This is a genomic window from Longibaculum muris (assembly GCF_004343035.1).
Classification (GTDB): Bacteria; Bacillota_I; Bacilli_A; order Erysipelotrichales; family Coprobacillaceae; genus Longibaculum; species Longibaculum muris.
Genome location: NZ_SMCQ01000029.1, coordinates 1 through 20,175 on the forward strand (window position 1 = coordinate 1; position 20,175 = coordinate 20,175).

The 20,175-nt window shown below is 25.2% G+C and carries 17 protein-coding genes, 1 pseudogene and 1 other annotated feature; of the genes and pseudogenes, 14 read left to right on the top strand and 4 right to left on the bottom strand.

Annotated elements, in window-relative coordinates; genetic code table 11:
- Positions 1-164 precede the first annotated feature (164 nt).
- Positions 165-396 (top strand) — a binding site (T-box leader).
- A gap of 34 nt (positions 397-430) precedes the next feature.
- From lysS to EDD60_RS14115, 6 genes are all read left to right on the top strand, one after another.
- Positions 431-1,921, top strand: coding sequence for a lysine--tRNA ligase (gene lysS, locus EDD60_RS14090; RefSeq protein ID WP_066450031.1), 1,491 nt, complete (start codon positions 431-433; stop codon positions 1,919-1,921).
- Positions 1,922-2,484: 563 nt separating this feature from the next.
- Positions 2,485-2,622 carry a hypothetical protein gene (locus tag EDD60_RS16510; RefSeq protein WP_243646691.1) on the top strand — a complete coding sequence of 46 codons (138 nt, stop codon included), beginning with the start codon at positions 2,485-2,487 and terminating at the stop codon, positions 2,620-2,622.
- Between the two features lie 323 nt (positions 2,623-2,945).
- Positions 2,946-3,071 (top strand): cyclic lactone autoinducer peptide, encoded by a 126-nt coding sequence (locus EDD60_RS14100; RefSeq protein WP_082787437.1) that lies wholly within the window; start codon positions 2,946-2,948, stop codon positions 3,069-3,071.
- 74 nt (positions 3,072-3,145) lie between these two features.
- A complete protein-coding gene (locus EDD60_RS14105; protein ID WP_066450030.1) occupies positions 3,146-3,700 on the top strand; it encodes an accessory gene regulator B family protein in 555 nt (184 codons plus the stop codon).
- A gap of 90 nt (positions 3,701-3,790) precedes the next feature.
- Positions 3,791-4,486 carry a LytR/AlgR family response regulator transcription factor gene (locus EDD60_RS14110; RefSeq protein WP_132226512.1) on the top strand — a complete coding sequence of 232 codons (696 nt, stop codon included), beginning with the start codon at positions 3,791-3,793 and terminating at the stop codon, positions 4,484-4,486.
- A gap of 259 nt (positions 4,487-4,745) precedes the next feature.
- Positions 4,746-4,991: a hypothetical protein gene (locus tag EDD60_RS14115; protein WP_066448839.1), complete on the top strand. Its 246-nt coding sequence runs from the start codon at positions 4,746-4,748 to the stop codon at positions 4,989-4,991.
- 413 nt (positions 4,992-5,404) lie between these two features.
- On the opposite strand, the gene EDD60_RS14120 is transcribed toward EDD60_RS14115, so the two are convergent.
- Together EDD60_RS14120 and EDD60_RS14125 are read right to left on the bottom strand one after the other, a co-directional pair.
- Positions 5,405-6,622: a hypothetical protein gene (locus tag EDD60_RS14120; RefSeq protein WP_066448837.1), complete on the bottom strand. Its 1,218-nt coding sequence runs from the start codon at positions 6,620-6,622 to the stop codon at positions 5,405-5,407.
- Positions 6,616-7,314: a LytR/AlgR family response regulator transcription factor gene (locus EDD60_RS14125; RefSeq protein ID WP_066448834.1), complete on the bottom strand. Its 699-nt coding sequence runs from the start codon at positions 7,312-7,314 to the stop codon at positions 6,616-6,618. The genes EDD60_RS14120 and EDD60_RS14125 overlap by 7 nt, the downstream gene beginning before the upstream one ends.
- Before the next feature lie 680 nt (positions 7,315-7,994).
- Here EDD60_RS14125 and EDD60_RS14130 point away from each other — a divergent pair.
- From EDD60_RS14130 to EDD60_RS14145, 4 genes and pseudogenes are all read left to right on the top strand, one after another.
- Entirely contained in the window at positions 7,995-8,315 is a 321-nt protein-coding gene (locus tag EDD60_RS14130) for a thioredoxin domain-containing protein (protein WP_066448831.1), read from the top strand.
- Between the two features lie 262 nt (positions 8,316-8,577).
- Positions 8,578-8,874, top strand: coding sequence for a hypothetical protein (locus tag EDD60_RS14135; protein WP_066448828.1), 297 nt, complete (start codon positions 8,578-8,580; stop codon positions 8,872-8,874).
- 727 nt (positions 8,875-9,601) lie between these two features.
- On the top strand, positions 9,602-10,093 hold the full coding sequence (locus EDD60_RS14140) for a hypothetical protein (RefSeq protein ID WP_066448825.1): 492 nt from the start codon (positions 9,602-9,604) through the stop codon (positions 10,091-10,093).
- A gap of 402 nt (positions 10,094-10,495) precedes the next feature.
- Positions 10,496-10,798: pseudogene (locus EDD60_RS14145) on the top strand (amino acid--tRNA ligase-related protein); the annotation flags it as partial.
- Here the strand turns inward: EDD60_RS14145 and EDD60_RS14150 are convergent.
- Positions 10,742-12,478, bottom strand: coding sequence for an ABC transporter ATP-binding protein/permease (locus tag EDD60_RS14150; protein WP_066448822.1), 1,737 nt, complete (start codon positions 12,476-12,478; stop codon positions 10,742-10,744). The pseudogene EDD60_RS14145 and the gene EDD60_RS14150 sit on opposite strands and share 57 nt — an antisense overlap.
- Positions 12,471-14,594, bottom strand: a complete 2,124-nt coding sequence (locus tag EDD60_RS14155; RefSeq protein ID WP_066448821.1) for an ATP-binding cassette domain-containing protein — start codon at positions 14,592-14,594, stop codon at positions 12,471-12,473. The genes EDD60_RS14150 and EDD60_RS14155 overlap by 8 nt, the downstream gene beginning before the upstream one ends.
- 349 nt (positions 14,595-14,943) lie before the next feature.
- Here EDD60_RS14155 and EDD60_RS14160 point away from each other — a divergent pair, with 349 nt between their 5' ends.
- The 4 genes from EDD60_RS14160 to EDD60_RS14175 all read left to right on the top strand — a co-directional run bounded on the left by EDD60_RS14160 (position 14,944) and on the right by EDD60_RS14175 (position 20,089).
- Positions 14,944-15,285 carry a PadR family transcriptional regulator gene (locus tag EDD60_RS14160; RefSeq protein ID WP_066448820.1) on the top strand — a complete coding sequence of 114 codons (342 nt, stop codon included), beginning with the start codon at positions 14,944-14,946 and terminating at the stop codon, positions 15,283-15,285.
- On the top strand, positions 15,272-15,640 hold the full coding sequence (locus tag EDD60_RS14165; protein ID WP_066448818.1) for a DUF6120 family protein: 369 nt from the start codon (positions 15,272-15,274) through the stop codon (positions 15,638-15,640). Before EDD60_RS14160 ends, EDD60_RS14165 begins: the two co-directional genes overlap by 14 nt.
- A 662-nt stretch (positions 15,641-16,302) precedes the next feature.
- Complete coding sequence (locus EDD60_RS14170; protein WP_066448815.1) at positions 16,303-18,255, top strand: ATP-binding cassette domain-containing protein; 1,953 nt, start codon at positions 16,303-16,305, stop codon at positions 18,253-18,255.
- 46 nt (positions 18,256-18,301) lie between these two features.
- Entirely contained in the window at positions 18,302-20,089 is a 1,788-nt protein-coding gene (locus EDD60_RS14175) for an ATP-binding cassette domain-containing protein (protein WP_066448813.1), read from the top strand.
- The last annotated feature ends 86 nt before the right edge of the window (positions 20,090-20,175 follow it).

The following is a 20,175-nucleotide window of genomic DNA, read 5'->3' on the forward strand; positions in this document are numbered from 1 at the left end:
ATGAGGTTATATCATAACATGAAGTTTTGAATATGTCCTGCATGCAGGACATATTCAACTTTGATACATTGAGACAATATCATATTTGAATCAGAGAATAAAAGAAAAACCAAGTTCTTAACTTGACAAGAACTTGGTTTATTTATATAATACATGCGTATAGAAAAAAGGCTGTGAATAGACAAGTAATTGTTATGATGTATGACTAGAGAGTCCTGATGGTGGAAATGGATGATAATATTAACAATGAATAAAGACTAGGAGCTGTATTTTGGATCAAAGGTGATAAAATAACGTGTGCCGCGTTACAGGCTAGACTCTGATAGGAGTTGAAAAGATTACTATAGTGATATAGTAATGAATTAGGGTGGTAACACGATATCTCTCGTCCCTTGTGGATGGGAGTTTTTTATTTGGAAAGGAGAAAATGATGGAAGAAAGACAATTTAGTGAACAAGAATTAGTAAGACGTGAAAAGTTAGAGTTTTTAAAAGAAAGAGGAATTGATCCTTTTGGACAAAGATTTGATGTGACTCATTTTTCTGAACAAATTAAAGAAGAATTTGCTGGGAAAACACATGAAGAATTAGAAGAAATGGCAGTACCTGTTAAAGTGGCTGGAAGAATTATGACAAAACGTCGTAAAGGAAAAGTCTGCTTTATGCATATTCAAGATAGAGATGGAAAGATTCAAATCTATGTAAGAAAAGATGTTATTGGTGAAGAAGATTATGAAGTTTTAATCAAGAGTGATATTGGTGATATTGTTGGTATTGAAGGAACTGTTTTTGTTACAAATACAGGTGAACTTTCAGTTAAAGCAACAAAATATATTCACTTAACAAAAGCATTACGTCCTTTACCTGAAAAATATCATGGTTTAAGTGATGTTGAAGAAAGATATAGAAGAAGATATGTTGATTTAATTATGAATGAAGAATCAAGAAAGATTGCTTTTGCAAGACCTAAAATTATTCGTTCAATTCAAAATTATTTAGATGGTCAAGGATATGTTGAAGTAGAAACTCCAGTTTTAAATCCTATCTTAGGGGGAGCTGCTGCTAGACCATTTATAACTCATCATAATACTTTGGATACTGATTTCTATTTAAGAATTGCTACTGAATTATCTTTAAAGAGATTAATTGTTGGTGGTATGGATGCGGTTTATGAAATTGGAAGATTGTTTAGAAATGAAGGAATGGATAGAACACATAATCCTGAATTTACAACAATTGAAGTTTACAAAGCTTTTAGTGATCTTGAAGGGATGATGGATTTAACTGAAGGTATTATTTCTAATGCTGCAAAGGTTGTTTGTGGAACTTATGATATTGAATATAAAGGACATCAATTATCATTAGCTCCTGGATTTAAACGTATTTCTATGACTGATGCAATTAAAGAAAAAACTGGTATTGATTTTGCTAGTGATATGACTTTTGAAGAAGCAAAAGCATTAGCTGAAGAAAGACATATTGAAGTAGAACCTCACTTTGGTTATGGTCATATTATTAATGCTTTCTTTGAAGAATATGTAGAAGAAACAATTGTTGAACCTACTTTTGTATATGGACATCCAATTGAAATCTCTCCACTTGCAAAGAAAAACTTAGATGATCCACGTTTTACACAACGTTTTGAATTATTTATTTGTGGTAATGAATATGCTAATGCATTTACTGAATTAAATGATCCTATTGATCAATATGAAAGATTTGCTAATCAATTAAAAGAAAAAGAATTAGGTAATGATGAAGCAAATGAAATGGATTTAGATTATGTAGAAGCATTAGAATATGGTTTACCACCAACAGGTGGAATGGGTATGGGAATTGATAGATTAGTTATGTTATTAACTGGTCAAGAATCTATTCAAGAGGTAATTCTCTTTCCGCAAATGAAGCCACGTGTGAAATAATTAAACATAGTAAAAGAGCTCTTTCTCATTTTAAATTATGAGCGTAAAAAGAAAAGAGGAAATGATTTTATTGATAAATAGTCAATATTTTCAACTCCTCTTTTTAGTTTAACTATTTTTTGCTCTAAATAGAGTAAAAAACAAAAAAGTATATATAGGTTTTAAAAATATGAATATGTGTTTCTTTAATATTGTTTCATGAATTTTATTATTTTTGTTCATATAAATTTGAAGAGGACCTTTACTAATGAAAAAGTAAAGTAACAAATAATTAGTGAATCAGTTAGCAAAGGTAAGCATGCTTTGTCTAATCACTGTAAATGATATGGCGATTACTAACGACTGTGAGTAAACTTAAAATAATGTTAAAAGATTAATATCCAATAAAAGACATTCTAAAAGAAAGTATCAGAAAGGTAGGTATTAAAGTTGAATAAAGATTATATGTATTTTTATAATAAAGTATCAAGCGCTGATATATCTCCAACAGCAAGAACGGTCTACAGAGCATTGCTAAGATATGCTAATAGAAAAACTAGTCATGTTTTCTCTCTATTAACACCATAGCAAAAGATACAGGCTTAAGTAAACGTACTATTATTAGACAACTGGCAGTTTTTGAAAAAGAAGATTTAATACTAAAAATACATAGAACTCGAGAAAACAATGGAAGTACAAGTAATATGTATTTTTTTAATTAGATTTTTTGTTGGGATAATTGTAAATATATCATGACACTACCTTAATGTCATATTGTCACCTCTGTAACTATTTTTATAACTAGGACATATTACAGAAGGAGAAACATTATATAAGATAAAAATATATGTATGTTGATTTACTGGGTTTAAAAAATATGTTAGTTGTGACAAATAGATGTTAGTTATGACAAAATTATAAACATATTATAAAAAAAATATAAAATGTAGAATATAAAGGAGATAACAAATATAAAATATAGAATGAACATTAATTAAAACAAATATTTGCAGTTTTTATTAAAAAATGAGGAAGGTGAAATATTATGAAAAAATTATTAATAACTTTTTTTCTAAAGGTTGTTTCTTTTATGGCAATATCAGGAGCACATTCAATTTCTGTTTTAGGAATGTATCAACCAAAAATACCTGATAATTTTAATGAAAATTAATGAAGTCAGTTTAATATATGGTGTGTTAACAATGTATTATTAAATAAGATAAGTAATTTTAAAGAGGGGAAGACATGAATTTGAGCAAAAAAATATTAACAGAATTAATAAATAAAAAGTATATTGAAGAAGATAAATATAATTTTTATGATTATGGAATGAAAGTGTTAATAATGAATTTATTACCAATACTGTTAGTTTTAACTATATCTATTATAGTTGACGATATTACATATGGAATATTTTTTTTACTATCATTTACGCCTATAAGAATTAATTTAGGTGGTTATCATTGTTCATGTGTAAAAAAATGTTTAATTTCATTTGTTATGCTCTTTATAATTACTCTTTTTATGAGAAAATTGGATATACATATACTGATAAAAATAGTAGGATTTATTGCTATTGTCATATTTTGGTTTGTTACTCCTTTAACTAATGATTTCTTAGGAAATTATAAAGAAATATATACAAAATCTAAACAACACATAAAAACAGTATGTGTAATATTATTTTTTATTTTACATTTCATAAATAATCATAGTGTTATTGAAGGTATTTCAATGGCATGTATCTTAAATGTTTTTCTCTATTTTCTAGGAAGCTTAAAAAAGAAGAAATTAATATAAAGGATCATAATCAATCACAATAGACCATTGAAGATATGGATAATTAAACTTAAATACAATAACTTTTAAAAATAGGAGGATATAAGAAAATTGAAATTTAAAATTATTGATGATGATTCGAATTTTTCTGTACAATTAAAATATGATTTATATGTTCACTTTAAAGATTATGTTAATATTGAAGATATAGAAATTTTAACAAATGATTTTTATAAAATTAATTTAATAGATACAGATGTTATTTTTATAGATATTGACCTAGAAAAGTTTGATGGAATAGAATTATCTACACAAATTAGAAACATATACCCAGCAATCATTATTATATTTATTTCTTCACATGAAAATTTAGTTTTTAACACTCTTGTTGTAAGACCATTTCAATTTATTAGAAAATCAAAATACAACGAAGATAAATATATAGTATTTAGATTATTAAAAAAACATTTAGATATGTACTATAGAAATATTATTTTAACAATAAAAGGGAGAATGGTAAAAATTAATATAACAAAAATAATATACTGTATTTCACTGGGACATGAACTTACAATACATACAGAAAGCAGAGATTATGTTATTGCTAAATCAATATTACAATTTCTAAACTTATTAGATTCAACAAATTTTGTACAAATTCAAAGAAATGTAATTATTAATTTAAGTTATTCAAAAGAAGTCACCAAAAAATTTGTACTGCTTTCACCAAATTATAAGTTCAATATTGGCAGAAAATATCAAAAAAATTTATTAGAATATTATAAAAAATATTTATTAACAAAATAATAATAATCATGAATATCATAGAATAATAAAAAATAAATATAATTAAGATATATTTAAAAAGTCTTATTTGATATATCAGTAATGGAGAGTAATATTATGAAAATTTATGTAGGAAAAAAAATCTAATCATTGGGACATTGAATCAAATAAAATTAGTGTCTATGACACGAAAGAAGTAATCTTTACAAGACCAGAGTTAGTTAATTCAGTTTATATAGATGATATTGACTATATTCATGTCTATTGGAAAAATATATTAATGGGGCGTTTGTTGAAATATGCTTATCCAATCTTCTTTTCAGTACATTTAAAAGATAAAAGTAAGGTGACATTTGAGGCAATGCTAGGTACAAATAGAAAAAGTTTTATTGAAGCAATACAATTCTTAGAATCAAAAAATGTTGTTTTTAAATATGAATATGAATTGCTTGATAAAATTAAAGATATGAATACAAATATATGGGAAAGTATTGAAGAAATTATTGCTTTTAAATTAAAAAAATAGATGTTTTTGAAGACAATGCAATTTTTAGAAATGATATAAGTAGTTTTAGATGGAGCTATAGAACTTATGATATTATCGTTAAATGAGACAAAGGAAAAGCAATAATTTTCATTAATGTCTGGGAAATTATCTTCAATGTTTATAAACCTAATTATAGAAAACGAAACATATTTTTTAAATATCTTAGGGATAATGATAAATGTGCAAATATCTATACAATACTAGATAATTATTTATTAGAAAGCATAATCTATATCTCAGTATTAAAGTGCATCGTAAAAAGATAAATAAAATTCATATATTTTTATGTGATAATCACATGGTTACTGTTTACTAAGCATACAAAGTGTTATCAGCACAACAGAGTAATATTATTAATAATAATTTCAATTACTAGGATATTTTATTTTGATTTATATTTCAATAATCAATTTTAGAGTAACAATTTCTTTTGTATTGTTTAAAGTAAAGTCAGCATTGAATAACTTAATTAAATTATTTATTTCATCAGAAATTTTAAAATTATTAGTTGTTAATCTTCCTATAACCTCTATTAGAACAAAATTACTTTCTTGACTTATACCAAGGTTTAGTTCTTTGCTATTATCTAGATTGATTTCGAATATATATATAATTTTAAGTATTAGATCACAAAAATTTTTATTATTATATATATCATTTTGAGATATAAATATTGTTTTTTTGACATATATATCTTGAAAAATAAGTTCATTAATTTTTCTGCTAATTATAAAATCAAAGTATGGATTATTTGTTGTAATCATAGAATTAAACGATTTTACTTTTTTTATATATTGATCAGTTATAATTGATGCATTTTCATAGTCCATGTTATCGATGCAAGTTCTTAGCTGCATTAAAACATACATCATTCTATGTTCAGCTTCAGTAATTTGATTAGATATTGCAACTATTTTATTATAGTTCTCTGTATTATATTTATTCTTTTGAATTTCTAATGCTAACTTTATTTTTTCGGCATTTTCTATTTGTATTTTTCTAAAAATTACTAAGAATAAAAATGATATTACTATAATAGCAATCATTAATATAAGAATCATATTTGAAGACATAAAATTGCTTAACAGACTTTCTATGAGAATTGCTAAAACAAAAATAATAGATAATCCTAAGATCAAAATTATCCACCAATATTTCATAGGTAATTTAGTATTTGTTTTTAATTTAAATGCACAAGTTATAATTGCAATAAATGTAAAAATGAGTTTGGATAAAATTATAGCAAATACAAATAACTGTTGGTTGTCATAAATGTCTGTTGTACTAATATTAAAGATTAAAGATGTACATGATAATGAAATCAAATTTGCAATTAGAAGCATCATTCCTGCGATGAAACAAATAATTATATCTTCAAAATTTTTATCTTTTTTTGTAATCCATAAAGATATTAATAGTGCAATTATAAGTATGTATAGTAAAAAATGATCAAATTCATTAATAAAATTTGATATACTAATGAGTGAAAAACAAATTAAAGAAACAATAGAGATATATTTTATTTTATCTTTTAAGTCAAAATAAAACGCAATAAAAGAACTTAATATGAAACCTTCTATAAAATTAATCAAATAATTAAATACTACCATTTTAAAAATCTTTCCTTATATTTTTGAACAACAGTTTTTTTAAATTTTCTTCCAATGTTATATTGTTCATTATTTTTTAGATATACTATGCCTTTATTAATTTCTTTAATATAGTCAATATTAACAGCATATGCTTTTTGGATTTGAACAATATTTTTTTCCCCTAAAGTTTCTAAAATATTTTTCATTGATGCTCTGCAAATATATTCGCCCTTTTTAGTTTTTATAATAATGTTATGACCTTTAGATTCTATAATGCATATATCTTTAAAATAAATATTAGTTATTCTACCATGAAATTCAAATGTAAAAAAAGACATTTGCTCATTAAAATATTTTTTTAACAACACAAACATTGTAGTTAAGTCATTTTTTAAATTTGATTTTCTGACGAAATAGAATGGTCTGACAGATAGAGAGGAGAATACAAGTTCGTTTCTAGCAGAAACAAAAATTATAATAGGCTGATTTTCCCATAACAGTGTGTTTTTTCCAATATTAATGCCATTTGATTTTTTTAAATCAATATCTAAAAAAATCAAATCATAAGGTTTATCTTTAATGCGATTATAGAAATTATCATTTATAAGTTCAATTTTTAAATCATTGAATATTTTATTTAGGAATGATTCAATTAATTTTTTCAGAGTTCTAGAAAATATAATATCATCGTCTACAATAGCAACATTCATTGTAAAAATCACCTTCTTTTTTTTAATTATAGCATATTTAGATTATAAAAAAAATTGTTAAAGAAACCAAAGATTTACATTGATATATTTAAATATAATTATATTTTCATTAATGATTATAATATTGTTTCATTTTATAAACGAATTAAAATTATAATGTTTTCTACGCAAAAAACAGGTGTTCTACGCATTAATTATATATATTTTTTTTCAAAGGAATTATACTTATTATAGATATAAGAAGTATAATTCTATTTTAAATAATTTTGAGGAGGAGATAAAAATGGTTATTATATTAATAATAAAAAATTGAATCAAACCATTTTGATTATCTAAATTTAACTTAGAATTTATAAATGAAAATTATGTATAAACATTCTATTAATTTTTTGATTAAATAATGTAGATTAGTATAATATTATAAAGAAGAACATAGATATTAATTTAAATATTATTGATTATGTTAGATATCTCAAAAGTGTTTCTCTTTCTCATTTAAATATATAAGTTATGTTATATATTTTATAAATAACTATATTTATTTATAATAATCTAAGTTAAGATTCTAAATTTTAATACAGATTAAAAAAAGAATAATTAGGTGATTTTATGATTAACAGAAAAAAGTAATCTGTATCAGCATTGTTTTTTTAATAATACTAATGATTGGACTAAAAAATATGGATAAAGAATATTTTAATATAGTCAAATATGATCAAATTCATGAAAGAATAAATTCAGGGAAAAAATTTATATTAGTTATAGGAAGGAAAGAGTGCCCATATTGCAAAGATTTGATACAAAAAATAAAAAAGGATATTAATACTACTAAAAAATACATATATTATTTTGAAATGGGAAAAGGGGATATGAAATTAAAAGATAAGTTAATTGATGAACTTGGTGAATTTAATTATGCACCGCATGTAATATTGATTTCAAGAAAAAATGTACTGCTTGGGAAACACACGAATATAAACGTAGTGTCCCATAACGGCTAAGTTTAATACACTTAATAACACTAAAAATATTAAGTGATCTACACCAAATATAATACAAAATTCATATTATATAAAAAGGAGAGATTTTTATGAAGAAAAAATATAATGTTATGAATAGGTACAATTATTATGGTTATAATCTATTATTTATGATTGTAAATACGATTATGATTATAATTTTGTATAATCAGGGGTATTTGGGGATGGTCACAGAAGATTTTTCTGAAATATTAAAATCTTTTTAGGGTTCTATTTTGATCCTATGCATATTATTATTATTCTTTTAACAATTATTCCATTCACTTTGTATTATTTAAAAAAGAAAAACAGAGATGAATTGCCATCAACAATCTCAATTGAAATAATAACATATAGTTGCATATTTATACCTATTATCATTATTTTAACTGTAATTGAATTATATTTAACTTTGAATATTCCAGGAAGTGCCTGGTTAGTTGCATTTGTAATGTTATTTAGTCATCTATTTATTTTTCATTATATATATGTGATACAACTTTATAAATATGTAGATGGTGTGTTTAGTTTAGGTAAATAAAAAACTTATATTATTAGATTATTATAATTTCAATGAAATAAATGCTTAATTCATGTGTAAGTAGTAATTATCAAAAAATATATACTAATGTGATATATTAATTAATTACGAGGTTTGTTTATGGTGAGTATTCTGAACTTATCAGTTATGCTTTTTTATTAGTAATGAAAGTTGTTTATAAGTATAGGTGGCATACATTTTATAAATTATCAATATATTCAACAATATTTTTCTACTTTTCTCATATATATATGGGTATATAAAAACTCCTTTCTTAAAAATTGGTTTGAAGACTGATTGTTTCTTATTATTCTCTTGAAAGAGCATTATAAAAACATGTCTCTTTTCGTGGTTGACTATTTAGAAAGTTTGGCGATGGACTAGATAGTCTTTTCGTTTGAATATAATTGTAAAACGTGCTAATACAAATAGCAACTTCATCATCAATAAGATCACTGCAGTGCAACTTTTGGTAGTTAATAGTTACCTTATTTTTTGTTGATTAAAATAATACGATATCTTTGAAGATTTTTTAATATCTAGATGACAGAAATCAATATGCTATTATTAGGATAAGGCATACCTTGTCCTAATAATCTTTAATTCCATTTTTTTATAATACACGGATTAGAATAATATTTAATTGTTTTTCATTTTTTCTTTTATTGAGTGTATAGCCTATGGTAAAATTATATTAGAAAAACAGTTGAGAGGATGTGTCGCTTGTATGAAGAAAAAAATAATAATTTTTAGTGTTGTATTCATTTGTATAGTTTCTATTGCTTTTATCTTTTTTACAAGAAAAGATGATGATATATATACTCCAACTATCAAGGATATCGATAACTTCACAATTGAAAATAACAATAGATATATCATACTTTATAGTAGTGAAGACAATAAATATTATTTAGGTAAAGTATCAACTTATACACTTGATGATAACTTATACTATTTAGGAGATACTGCTTGTAATTTTAAAAAAGTGAATAATAATCTTATTGTTATAAGTAATAGCGAGCAAGTTGTTTATTCTAGTGGAGATTACGATTTTTTACCTGATAAAGTATATGATATCAAAACAATGGGAAATTTGATGATATCTTATGATAGTAAAAATCATGATATGCAAATACTTAAAAGAAATTCTGAAGCAAAATGTATTTTAAAATTTAAATATTATAATAATTTTATTCCTGTTGATTTAATTGAAACATAGGAAATATAAATAAAATTTGTATAAGTGTAAAATTACTATATATCAGTAACTTTATTTTTTATTTTTGTAAAGAAATAATTTAATTTTAATTTTATAGGATATAAGTGTCAAAAAGTGTCAATTTTAGATTTGATGTGTTATAATTTGGGAACATAAATATGAATAATGTTGATAAAGTAATGTTTAAAAAATAGTAATTTTATCATTAGAAGTTTTGAATATTACTACACATGAAATAACGTAATAAATAGGGATAAAATTAATATTTTGAAGATGTCACTGGCATACATTTTGGCATACAAAATGAAATCAATAGAGATAAAATTAGTGTATAAACACTTGTTTTAGATATCTAATAACTTAGAAAAACACATAAAAATGTATATATATAATGAATGAATTGAAATGGATTTAGATTATGTAGAAGCATTAGAATATGGTTTACCACCAACAGGTGAAATGGGTATGGGAATTGATAGACTTGTTATGTTATTAACTGGTCAAGAAAGTATCCAAGAAGTTATCTTGTTTTCGCAAATTAGTCGTGAAAAAAGCAGAATTCTTATAAGAGTTCTACTTTTTTTATATAAAAATAGTGAATGTTTGATACAAAGTGTATCTTTTTTTTTTATCTCCATTCATATCTATTTAATTTCTAAATACCTTGACCGGTTTGATTCTCTTTATCATAAAGACAATGAGTAAGATATTAACAAGTAAAATAGCTGTTTCAACCAAAAAGATATATTGATAAAAGTCTTGAATAAACAGATTCGTCAAGATAAACACAATAAACAATCCAATAATATTCATCAATATCAATTCAAAACATACAAGCGCAGAAATATTAAGCGTAGTTAATCCCATGCATTTAAGTAGTGATAATTCTTTTTCTCTACTTTGAATATATGAACGATACATAATCATAAGAATAATGCATCCTAAAACGAGAATTCCAATAATAAGATTCTGTTGAATATCATGCAATCTTTCTACATATTTTGCTATGCTGTCAAATTGATGGTATGTGATAACTTTATAAGCTGATTTTTCTAAAGTCTCTTTTGTTTGGACATAATTCTGATAGGAATTACAAAACACGACATATCCATTGACTTGCTGAGGATTCAATTGATTTTCAATTAATTCTTGAGGCATATAAATAAACTTCTTAGAATCAATCAGCTCGCTTGCAACTCCCTGCAACAATATTCCTTTATAAAAAAGAGAAACTTCTTTTCCGTTTGATATATTCAAAAAAGACATTTCGTTTGTTGGTGCGACAAGATACTTAATACTCGTATATAGCGAGTTACTAAAATAAAATCCATCATTGTCTGTAACATCCATTCTAAACCAAATCTTACTTGCAATATTTTCCTCAGGATAGTACGGAATAACTGGATACGAATCATTTAATATAAACAATGAAACATCATAAAACGGATAAGATGACATGATTGTATTTGATGATAATTCATCCTTCTTGATACCTTCAACATACATCCAGCCAGGATCCTTTGAAGAAATCATATTCAGGTTATCCTGAATAGATTGATCCGTTAAATAGACTGTTCCAAAACAAAACAGCAGAATAACTAAATGAGCTAATATCAATAAATATTTCATCTTTCTTGAAAAATGAAATTGTCTTTTCATATAAAAACGATATGTCTGCCATGAAATATGTGATGAATTTTTTTGATGAATAACACTTTCTTGATTTTTGGCATGAGATTCTTTTATTTTATGAATATTACCATCCTTTATTTCAATAATTTCATCACAATAGTCATAAGCTATTTGATTATGACTTGTCACAATAACCGTTTTTTCTTGGCTGATTTCCTTAAGAACCTGAAATATTGAAATGGCATTTTTCTCGTCCAATGCACTGGTTGGTTCATCTAATATTAAGATTGGTGCATCTTTGATAAGAGCACATGCTATGGCTAATCGCTGTTTTTGTCCACCAGAAAGTGTATAGAGTGCCTTATCCAGCAAGACATCAAGATGAACCTTATTTAAATATTCTCTGGCATCTTCTTCATTCAATGATTTGTTTGACAAAGCTGCATAATAGCATAAATTTTCATACACATTGAAATGCTCATATAACATATAGTTTTGAAAAACAAAAGCGATATTATATCTTCTAAAAAGTGTTTTCTTATGCATAGAAAATGATGTTATATCTATATCATTAATCCAATATTTTGCATTTTTTTCTGAGTAGTTAATAAGGCCTATCTGATAAAGAAGCGTTGTCTTACCACAACCACTTTCACCAGCTATCAATGTCAAACAATGATCTTTGATTTCTATATTTTGATGAACAAACAATGGTCTATCAAAGACAATATTGATATCTTCAAGTCTAATCATTTGACAACACCTCCCATAACATTGGTACAACTAGCTGTATAATGAATGCAACTGTAAAGATTACCAACACCGAATTAAAGTCTATGATATATGGCTGATAATAAACATATGCAGATATGAGTACGACTACCCAAAGCATCATGTAAGAAATTATCGCTAGCAAAAGAGCATTAATGAAATATTTTTGGATCTTAATCTTTAATATATCCTTCTTTTGAAGATAACCTATGCTTCTTAACCACTGGTTGAAATTTTTTTCATCCTTTCCCTTGATAAAATGAATAATTCCATAAATGAATGTTACAAAAATAATCGAAGCTATACTTATAAAATAAAGTGTTGTTTTTGTATTCTTCATAGATTCACCTATCAATTGATAATCATTATATTTCCAATCAACTGTCAGTCCTTTTGACTCCAATTCATCAACAACCTTTTCAATGTGTTCAGTTTTATCAACCTCAACAGTGTATGCATTTGGTTGCCATGGTGTATAGACTTCAACCAAATCAGCATCTTCCAATGAATGAGTTTCCACATATCCTTCTGCACTATCCCTCAAATAGACAGATTTTCCTTTTGTAGGCATACACGATTGGGCTATCTTTTCTAGCAATTGATCATTCATATAAAAAGTTGCATCCTGTTCTGTCAGTGCTCCTTCTAAATCATGTTCAACCACACCTAATATAGGTAAAACTAATTCTTTAGAAGTACATTCAATATAATTTGCCGGAAGAAAATCGTCGTCGCTTGTTTCTATACCACTTGGAGTACTTCCGGAAAATTGCATCTTTCCAGAAACATCATACATAGGTATTGCAATATTCATTTTAATAGATGCGTCTTTTAAATTATCTATCGTTAAGCCACATCTGATCATAAATTGCTTCGTTAAATAAATGCCATCTTCTTCATGATTTCGAAAGGATTCAGATATATATTTCTCTTTTTCTTGATTATTCATTTTATCAATAAATAATGTAAAAAAATTCGAATTGCTTTCCTTCAATTCTTTATCAATAGTATTTTGATAATCATAAATGATTTGATTATCTTTAATAATTTGCATGGATGGATAACTTTTTAATAACCTCTCATCAATATAACTATGCAAAATAATTTTTGGGGACATTGATGCAATGTTTGGTATATTTTGAATCGTAGCGAGTTCTGATGATGTTATAGGAAAATATGTTGCATTTTCCATATTTCCATTAAAGCCTGGACTACTTGGATCTAATCCTTTGTAAACCAATATGTTTCTGTTTTCAAGTGTTTCTAAGTCTGTTTCAAAAGATCGAAAGAATCCGTTGTCTACATTGATTGAAAACGCACAAAGCGTTATAGCAAATGACATCAACAAAAGTGTGATACTTTCCTTGAAGATATGATGTTTTTTCATTTTCATAAAGATATTAAGCCAGTTTTTCTTTAATGAAATCTCTCTATTTTTAATTTTAGAAATTTTATTATTATCTAATAATGTACTATCTTGTAATATTAAATCATGATTGTCTATTGTATATAGCATATCTGCATTATCAATAATATATGGATCATGTGTTGCTATAATAATATGACAATCTTTTTTTAGATTCTGAAGTAATTCTAATAATTTTATTTTGTATTCAATATTCAATGAAGCAGTTGGTTCATCCATCAAAATAATCTGTGGTTTCATTATGGCAATAGCAACAAAGGAAGCTCTTAGTTTTTCCCCTCCTGAAAGCTGAGCAGGATATAAATCTTTTTCCTTTTCCAGACCCATTTGTTGTATCAGAAAATCTAAATTCGAGCATTGACCATATATACTTTCTAGAAGGCTCCAATAATCTTTTATCTTAAGATCTGTATTAAAGCTACATTCTTGCTGCATATAATAGAGATTTTTTAAATACTTCATCTGAACTTTATTATGAACTATGCTTTGACCATTATATTCCATATCAAAACAAACTCCATATCTCAAAGATAACAAATCAAGCAAAGTTGTTTTGCCACTACCACTTTCACCTTTTATCACAGTGATATGATGACTATAAAACGAAAAAGACACTTCTTCAAAAATTGTAAGTTGACTATAACTAAAACTCAAATCTTGAACTCTTATCATCTATATCAAATCCTTTCTATAAAGCATATCAACAAAGATATGATTTTCATTAAATACTTAATTTTTTGTTAGAGCTATTATTAATACTCCATATATCCCCTTATCTGTAGAGAGAATAATAAACTTCTTAAATAACTTCATGTAAATACTTCTTTCCAATTAAAAGAAGTATTATCTTTGGATTACATAAATTTAATATTTCATTATCTTTCTTTTTAGGGTGTAATCGCTTTCTCTAATTATATTGTATTGTGGTTTATTATAACTGTCAATAAATATATTATTTTTTACGACTTATTTTATATTCGTTACTATTGTGATATAATCTATTAAATGAAATGAGGTAGATATGGCTAAATATTCTAATTATTTATTTAAACTTGATTTATTGATTTTAAGTGTCTTAAAACATAAAGATATGTATGGCTACGAACTATCTAAAGTGATTTCTGAACAAACAAATGGTTATGTTGTGCCTAAACATGGGACTATGTATCCTGTTATTTATAAACTTATTGAGGATGGTTATATCACTAGTCATACAATTGTTGTAAAAAACAAAGCGCGCGTTTATTATCATTTGGAAGATGAAGGAAAAGAATATCTTCAACAGCTTGTGGAAGATTATGATAATCTTGTACTACAAATTAACAATATTGTTCATGGAGGGGAAAACAATGACAGCAAATAAAAGATATTATAGGGATGTAAAAAAGCTTTTTCCTGTATATTTAAAAAAAGAAAAATTGTATCTTAACCAGCTTAAAGAACAAATTGATGAATATGAAGATACATCATATGAAGAATTAGTTGATATTTTTGGCAATCCTATCGATATAGTGAAAGCATATTATGATACAATTAATAGTAAATATTTATTGAAGAGAATGAATTTAAAAAGAATTGTGACAATGACATGCATATTAGTATTACTATTAAGTACCCTTTATTTAGGGTATAGAACATACTCATTACACGAAGCAATTAATAATTTTGAGACTGGCATTCCTGCAGAAATTGAAGAAACAATAGAAGTGGTAGAATAATGAAAAAATTAATTTTGTCTATTCTTAATCTAAATCTTCTATGTTTTCTATCATGGTCCTTGACTATTTTAATTTTAAATCAATTGATCCATCCATCTCTTACACTGCTTTTTAGCTATTCCTTATAAAAGTTTGGTTTTCCTCTATAACAAAATTTGTAGATCTTCATGTTATAGAAGATAAACATATCAGTTGATAAATAATTTCTATCTCCCAAAAATATCATTTTTTGATTTTCTGTATTATTATATAAACTTCATTAATTTGGTAATGATAATTATTTATATATAAAAATATGATATTGAGACTGATTGTTAATCAATCTGACAAATAACAACTGACATGAGGAGTTGTGTTGTTTTCTTGTCTCTATAAGAAATAATTCAGATTATAAAATTAATATTTAAATACAGTATAGAACACTTATGTTGATTCATATGAGTTGATATAGGTGTTTTTTAATTTTTAAAATATTATATATAAGAAAGTTTATTGATAAAAAGGAATATATATAAAATGAATGTTATAGTTTATATATTGTGTATTTTGTGACTTAAAAATGTTTCTTGTGAGTAAAAAATTGTTTGGTGATAGTTAAATGTGTTACAATTAAAAAAATATATAATTTGATATAAGCAAAATAAAATAATAGGGGGCATATTATGCTAGAGATTAAAGATATTCATATTTCTTTTGATAGAAATATATTCAATAATACACAAATTCAATTCTATTCCTCATCTATTCATGCGATTGTAGGGAAAAGTGGATCAGGAAAAACAACATTTTTAAAAAGTATTATACATGATTCATCTTTTTCACAATCAAAGATGTATTATAATCATGAAGAAATTCATCAAAAAGATGATTTTGTAAGAAATCATGTTGCTTATGTTGATCAGTTAGGAAGTTATTTTCCAAATATGTCAATTAAGCAACATTTTCAGTTTTATGCTGAAATGAAGAAAGAAAAAATAGATGTACAAAAAATTAATCGTTGTCTAGAAAAAGTTAATTTAAATAATGTGAACATTAATAAATTACCAAGTGTTTTATCTATTGGTGAAAGAAAAAGAATGTTAATTGCTCTTGCTATATTTTGTGATAAGGATATCATTATTTTAGATGAGCCAACAGCTTCACTTGATAAAAAGAATATAAGTTTATTAAAAAAGATATTGGTTTCATTAGAAGATAAAACAATCATATTAACAACACATACACCTGAAATATTAGAAATATGTAATGTTATTTATAAGATAGAAAATCAAGAATTTCATTGTCAAAAGAATGATATTGATGAAACACAGGAAACTGAAATAAAATTAAGAAATAATTATCAGTTTTCACCAATTAAGTATTTTAGATATAAAAGTTTAATTCAATGGATACAGTATATAGGGATTATAGTTATTTCTTTATTTATCCTTATTCAATCATCTTTAATCGTTAATTCTTTTTTAAAAACCACAAATGTTAGTTCTCAAGCAATAAATCAATCTTCAAAAGAAATGTTATTTATAAGAAGTAGAGAGGGTGAAATAGTTTGGGACTATAATCCTTCATCAGGATCTCATGATTCAAAACCTTTTGATGAAGATAATTTAAGCAAAATTAAACATATGGAAGGTGTAAAGGAGATTAAGAAATTTGAGGAATTGACCTTATTCAATCCTCATAGTGAGGAATCACAAACTTTGCAAATTGTTAATAAGAATGGAACTACAAAAAATTATACTATAAATGTGAGTGAGGGTTATGACCTAAGAGTATATCCATATTATGAGAGTAATGATTTTAATGATCACGATAATGGAGTTTATATAAGCTATGGGTTATCACAAGTTTATAAGATTCATGAAGGAGATACAATTAAGGCGAAGTTTTATATTCCTAAAGATCAATATATAAAAGGTAGTGGGCTAGATTATCGAAGTGTAACATATACACTTAGAGAATTAGAATTTAAGGTCAGTAAGATTATTAAAAAGGATGACGGATATGAAACCGGAGTAACTGACTTGATTATTTATATTCCCTATGAAAATTTAATGAATATCATGTCTCATATTGACAAGAAGGAAGAAATCATTTCTAGCTATTACATTGATAATGTTCTTTCTAAACAAGTTTCAGCACAGCCATATACCATGAATGAGTATGTATTATTTGTAGATGAGGACTATGTTGCAGATATTAATAATTCTATTTTAGAGATGGATGATGAATATGATACATTTTCTAGATATCTGGGTCAGCTTGAATATGATAAAATGATGAAAGAAGCATTTCAAACAAAGTTGTTAAGTTTTGCTGCTATTTGTAGTGTGGGATTAATAGCCCTTCTTACAACACAATACTTTTTAATGAAATCTAGAAAGAAAGAGTTTCAAATATTGGAAGATAGTGGGGTACAAGATAAGGATACTAAGAAAAGTCTTTTGTTAGAAAATAGCATGTATTTTATCATCATATCAATAGCTGGTTTTTTATGGTTATATATTAATAGAGAACAATATGCATATATTACTCAATATTTAGCAGTCTTAGGAATAAGTTTTATATTATTGCTTTTAATGCATGCAGTTTCTCACCTTGTATTAAAGAAAAAATAGAAATAGATTATACAATAAAAAATCTATGAAGGGAACGAAATAAACGATGCTAGAAATAAAAAATATTTCACTATCATTTGATAAAGAACTTATTAAGAATGGCCAATTATATATTTATGATAATCAAATTACTGTTCTTTCTGGACCAAGTGGTTCAGGTAAAAGTAGTTTATTATATGATATTGCTTTTTTATCTCATCAAAGTCAAATGAATTATATCTTTGATGGAAAGGATGTTCAAACATTATCAAAAGATGAGATAAGAGATATTCAACGAAATAAAATTGCCTTTGTTTTTCAAAATATTCCATTATTCAATAGTATGACTCTCATGGAAAATATTCGTTTTTATGCTAGTTTAACACAAGAAACATTTTCTGAGGAAAAGGCACGTCAGTATTTAACAGACTTGGAGTTATTCTTAGATGATCATACAGATATTGAACATTTATCTGGTGGAGAAAGACAACGTTTAGCAATTATTTGTGCTTTAATGAAAGATACACCTTATATATTCATGGATGAACCAACAGCTTATCTTGATGAAGATAATAGGGAAGAATTTATAAAAATCTTAGACTTATTAAAAAATCGTTATCATAAAACAATTCTCATCGCTTCACATGATAGTTTATTATTTGAAGCGTGTGATAATCTTTATGAAGTTAAGGATAAACAAATTCAATGTATAAAAAGCTCAGATTTAGTTAATGCTCATCCATCATTACAGCATAAAGATAAATATGTATTCAAAGGACTTCCTTATTTTTATAAATGTGAATTTCGTAAAAATCAATGGAAACATAAAACTTTTCAACTGTTTTTAACATTTATTTTATTTATTAGTACATTTTGTGGAATGTATTTACAATATTATCAAAAGCAACTTGATAAAAACGTAGAAGAATATCGAAGTTCACAATTGGTAATAAGGATGGATAAGAAAATAAGTGGACCAGTGCTTAGAGAAATGGAAGGACTGCCAAATATCAAAGCTGTCAAAAGAATAACTCCACTTATAAGTGATAATCAATATTTGATATGTCCCTATTTAGAAAATGATTTTTTTACTCGTGGTATCAAACAATCATTGAAAAATGAAAATCATGCAGGTGTTTATATCAATTATGAAACATACAGAGATACAAAAGACAAAGCAATAGATGTTATAGTTGAGGGAAAAAATATAACCCTTCAACCAGATTATCAATTAGATAAAGCATTTGCTGATTATAAATTAAAATCAAATCTTGCAAGAGTCATTTATCTTCCTTATGAAGATTATTTAAAGCTCTATAATTATAAAGATAACTCACCTATACAATCATCATATGCATTAATATCATTAGATGATGCAAATGATTACCTTGAAACACTAGAGGTTCTTATTGATAAATATGAAGATATATCATTAGAAAATCAAATAGAAATAACAACTTTATTAAATATAAAAAATACCACAGAACAATTTACAAATTCAATAATGATATTTATATGTGCAATCGTTGTTCTTTCAATAATTTTACTTAAAATTATTGATTACTATCACTTAAGATTTTCTCAAGTCTTATTAGAAGTTAATGGTATCTCAAACAAGGATATGAGAAAACAATACATCATAAAAGAATTATCACAATATGGAATACCAATTATCATTGCATATATAGCTTTACTCATAAGTTATGGAATATTGAAGATGTTAAATATTCAAATGATGATGTATCTATTTATGGTATTAATCTCTTGTGCATTTGTTATATTCATATTATCTATTATCATTTATATGATTATGAATAAGTTTTTATCTACAACTAAAATATTAAAGATGCTTTAATCTATAGTGACTACCCTAATAACCTCATAAAATGCTAAATTTTAAAATTAATTTATGATATAATAAATGAAGAAATAAATTTTAAT

What these genes read in the sequence shown, in the direction of transcription:
- EDD60_RS14105 (WP_066450030.1), top strand. Translation starts at nt 3,146, where the DNA reads ATGAATTTGAGCAAAAAAATATTAACAGAATTAATAAATAAAAAGTAT.
- EDD60_RS14125 (WP_066448834.1), bottom strand. Translation starts at nt 7,314, where the DNA reads ATGAATGTTGCTATTGTAGACGATGATATTATATTTTCTAGAACTCTG.
- EDD60_RS14150 (WP_066448822.1), bottom strand. Translation starts at nt 12,478, where the DNA reads ATGATTAGACTTGAAGATATCAATATTGTCTTTGATAGACCATTGTTT.
- lysS (WP_066450031.1), top strand. Translation starts at nt 431, where the DNA reads ATGGAAGAAAGACAATTTAGTGAACAAGAATTAGTAAGACGTGAAAAG.
- EDD60_RS14140 (WP_066448825.1), top strand. Translation starts at nt 9,602, where the DNA reads ATGAAGAAAAAAATAATAATTTTTAGTGTTGTATTCATTTGTATAGTT.
- EDD60_RS14120 (WP_066448837.1), bottom strand. Translation starts at nt 6,622, where the DNA reads ATGGTAGTATTTAATTATTTGATTAATTTTATAGAAGGTTTCATATTA.
- EDD60_RS14130 (WP_066448831.1), top strand. Translation starts at nt 7,995, where the DNA reads ATGGATAAAGAATATTTTAATATAGTCAAATATGATCAAATTCATGAA.
- EDD60_RS14175 (WP_066448813.1), top strand. Translation starts at nt 18,302, where the DNA reads ATGCTAGAAATAAAAAATATTTCACTATCATTTGATAAAGAACTTATT.
- EDD60_RS14170 (WP_066448815.1), top strand. Translation starts at nt 16,303, where the DNA reads ATGCTAGAGATTAAAGATATTCATATTTCTTTTGATAGAAATATATTC.
- EDD60_RS14115 (WP_066448839.1), top strand. Translation starts at nt 4,746, where the DNA reads ATGGGGCGTTTGTTGAAATATGCTTATCCAATCTTCTTTTCAGTACAT.
- EDD60_RS14165 (WP_066448818.1), top strand. Translation starts at nt 15,272, where the DNA reads ATGACAGCAAATAAAAGATATTATAGGGATGTAAAAAAGCTTTTTCCT.
- EDD60_RS14155 (WP_066448821.1), bottom strand. Translation starts at nt 14,594, where the DNA reads ATGATAAGAGTTCAAGATTTGAGTTTTAGTTATAGTCAACTTACAATT.
- EDD60_RS14100 (WP_082787437.1), top strand. Translation starts at nt 2,946, where the DNA reads ATGAAAAAATTATTAATAACTTTTTTTCTAAAGGTTGTTTCTTTTATG.
- EDD60_RS14160 (WP_066448820.1), top strand. Translation starts at nt 14,944, where the DNA reads ATGGCTAAATATTCTAATTATTTATTTAAACTTGATTTATTGATTTTA.
- EDD60_RS14135 (WP_066448828.1), top strand. Translation starts at nt 8,578, where the DNA reads ATGCATATTATTATTATTCTTTTAACAATTATTCCATTCACTTTGTAT.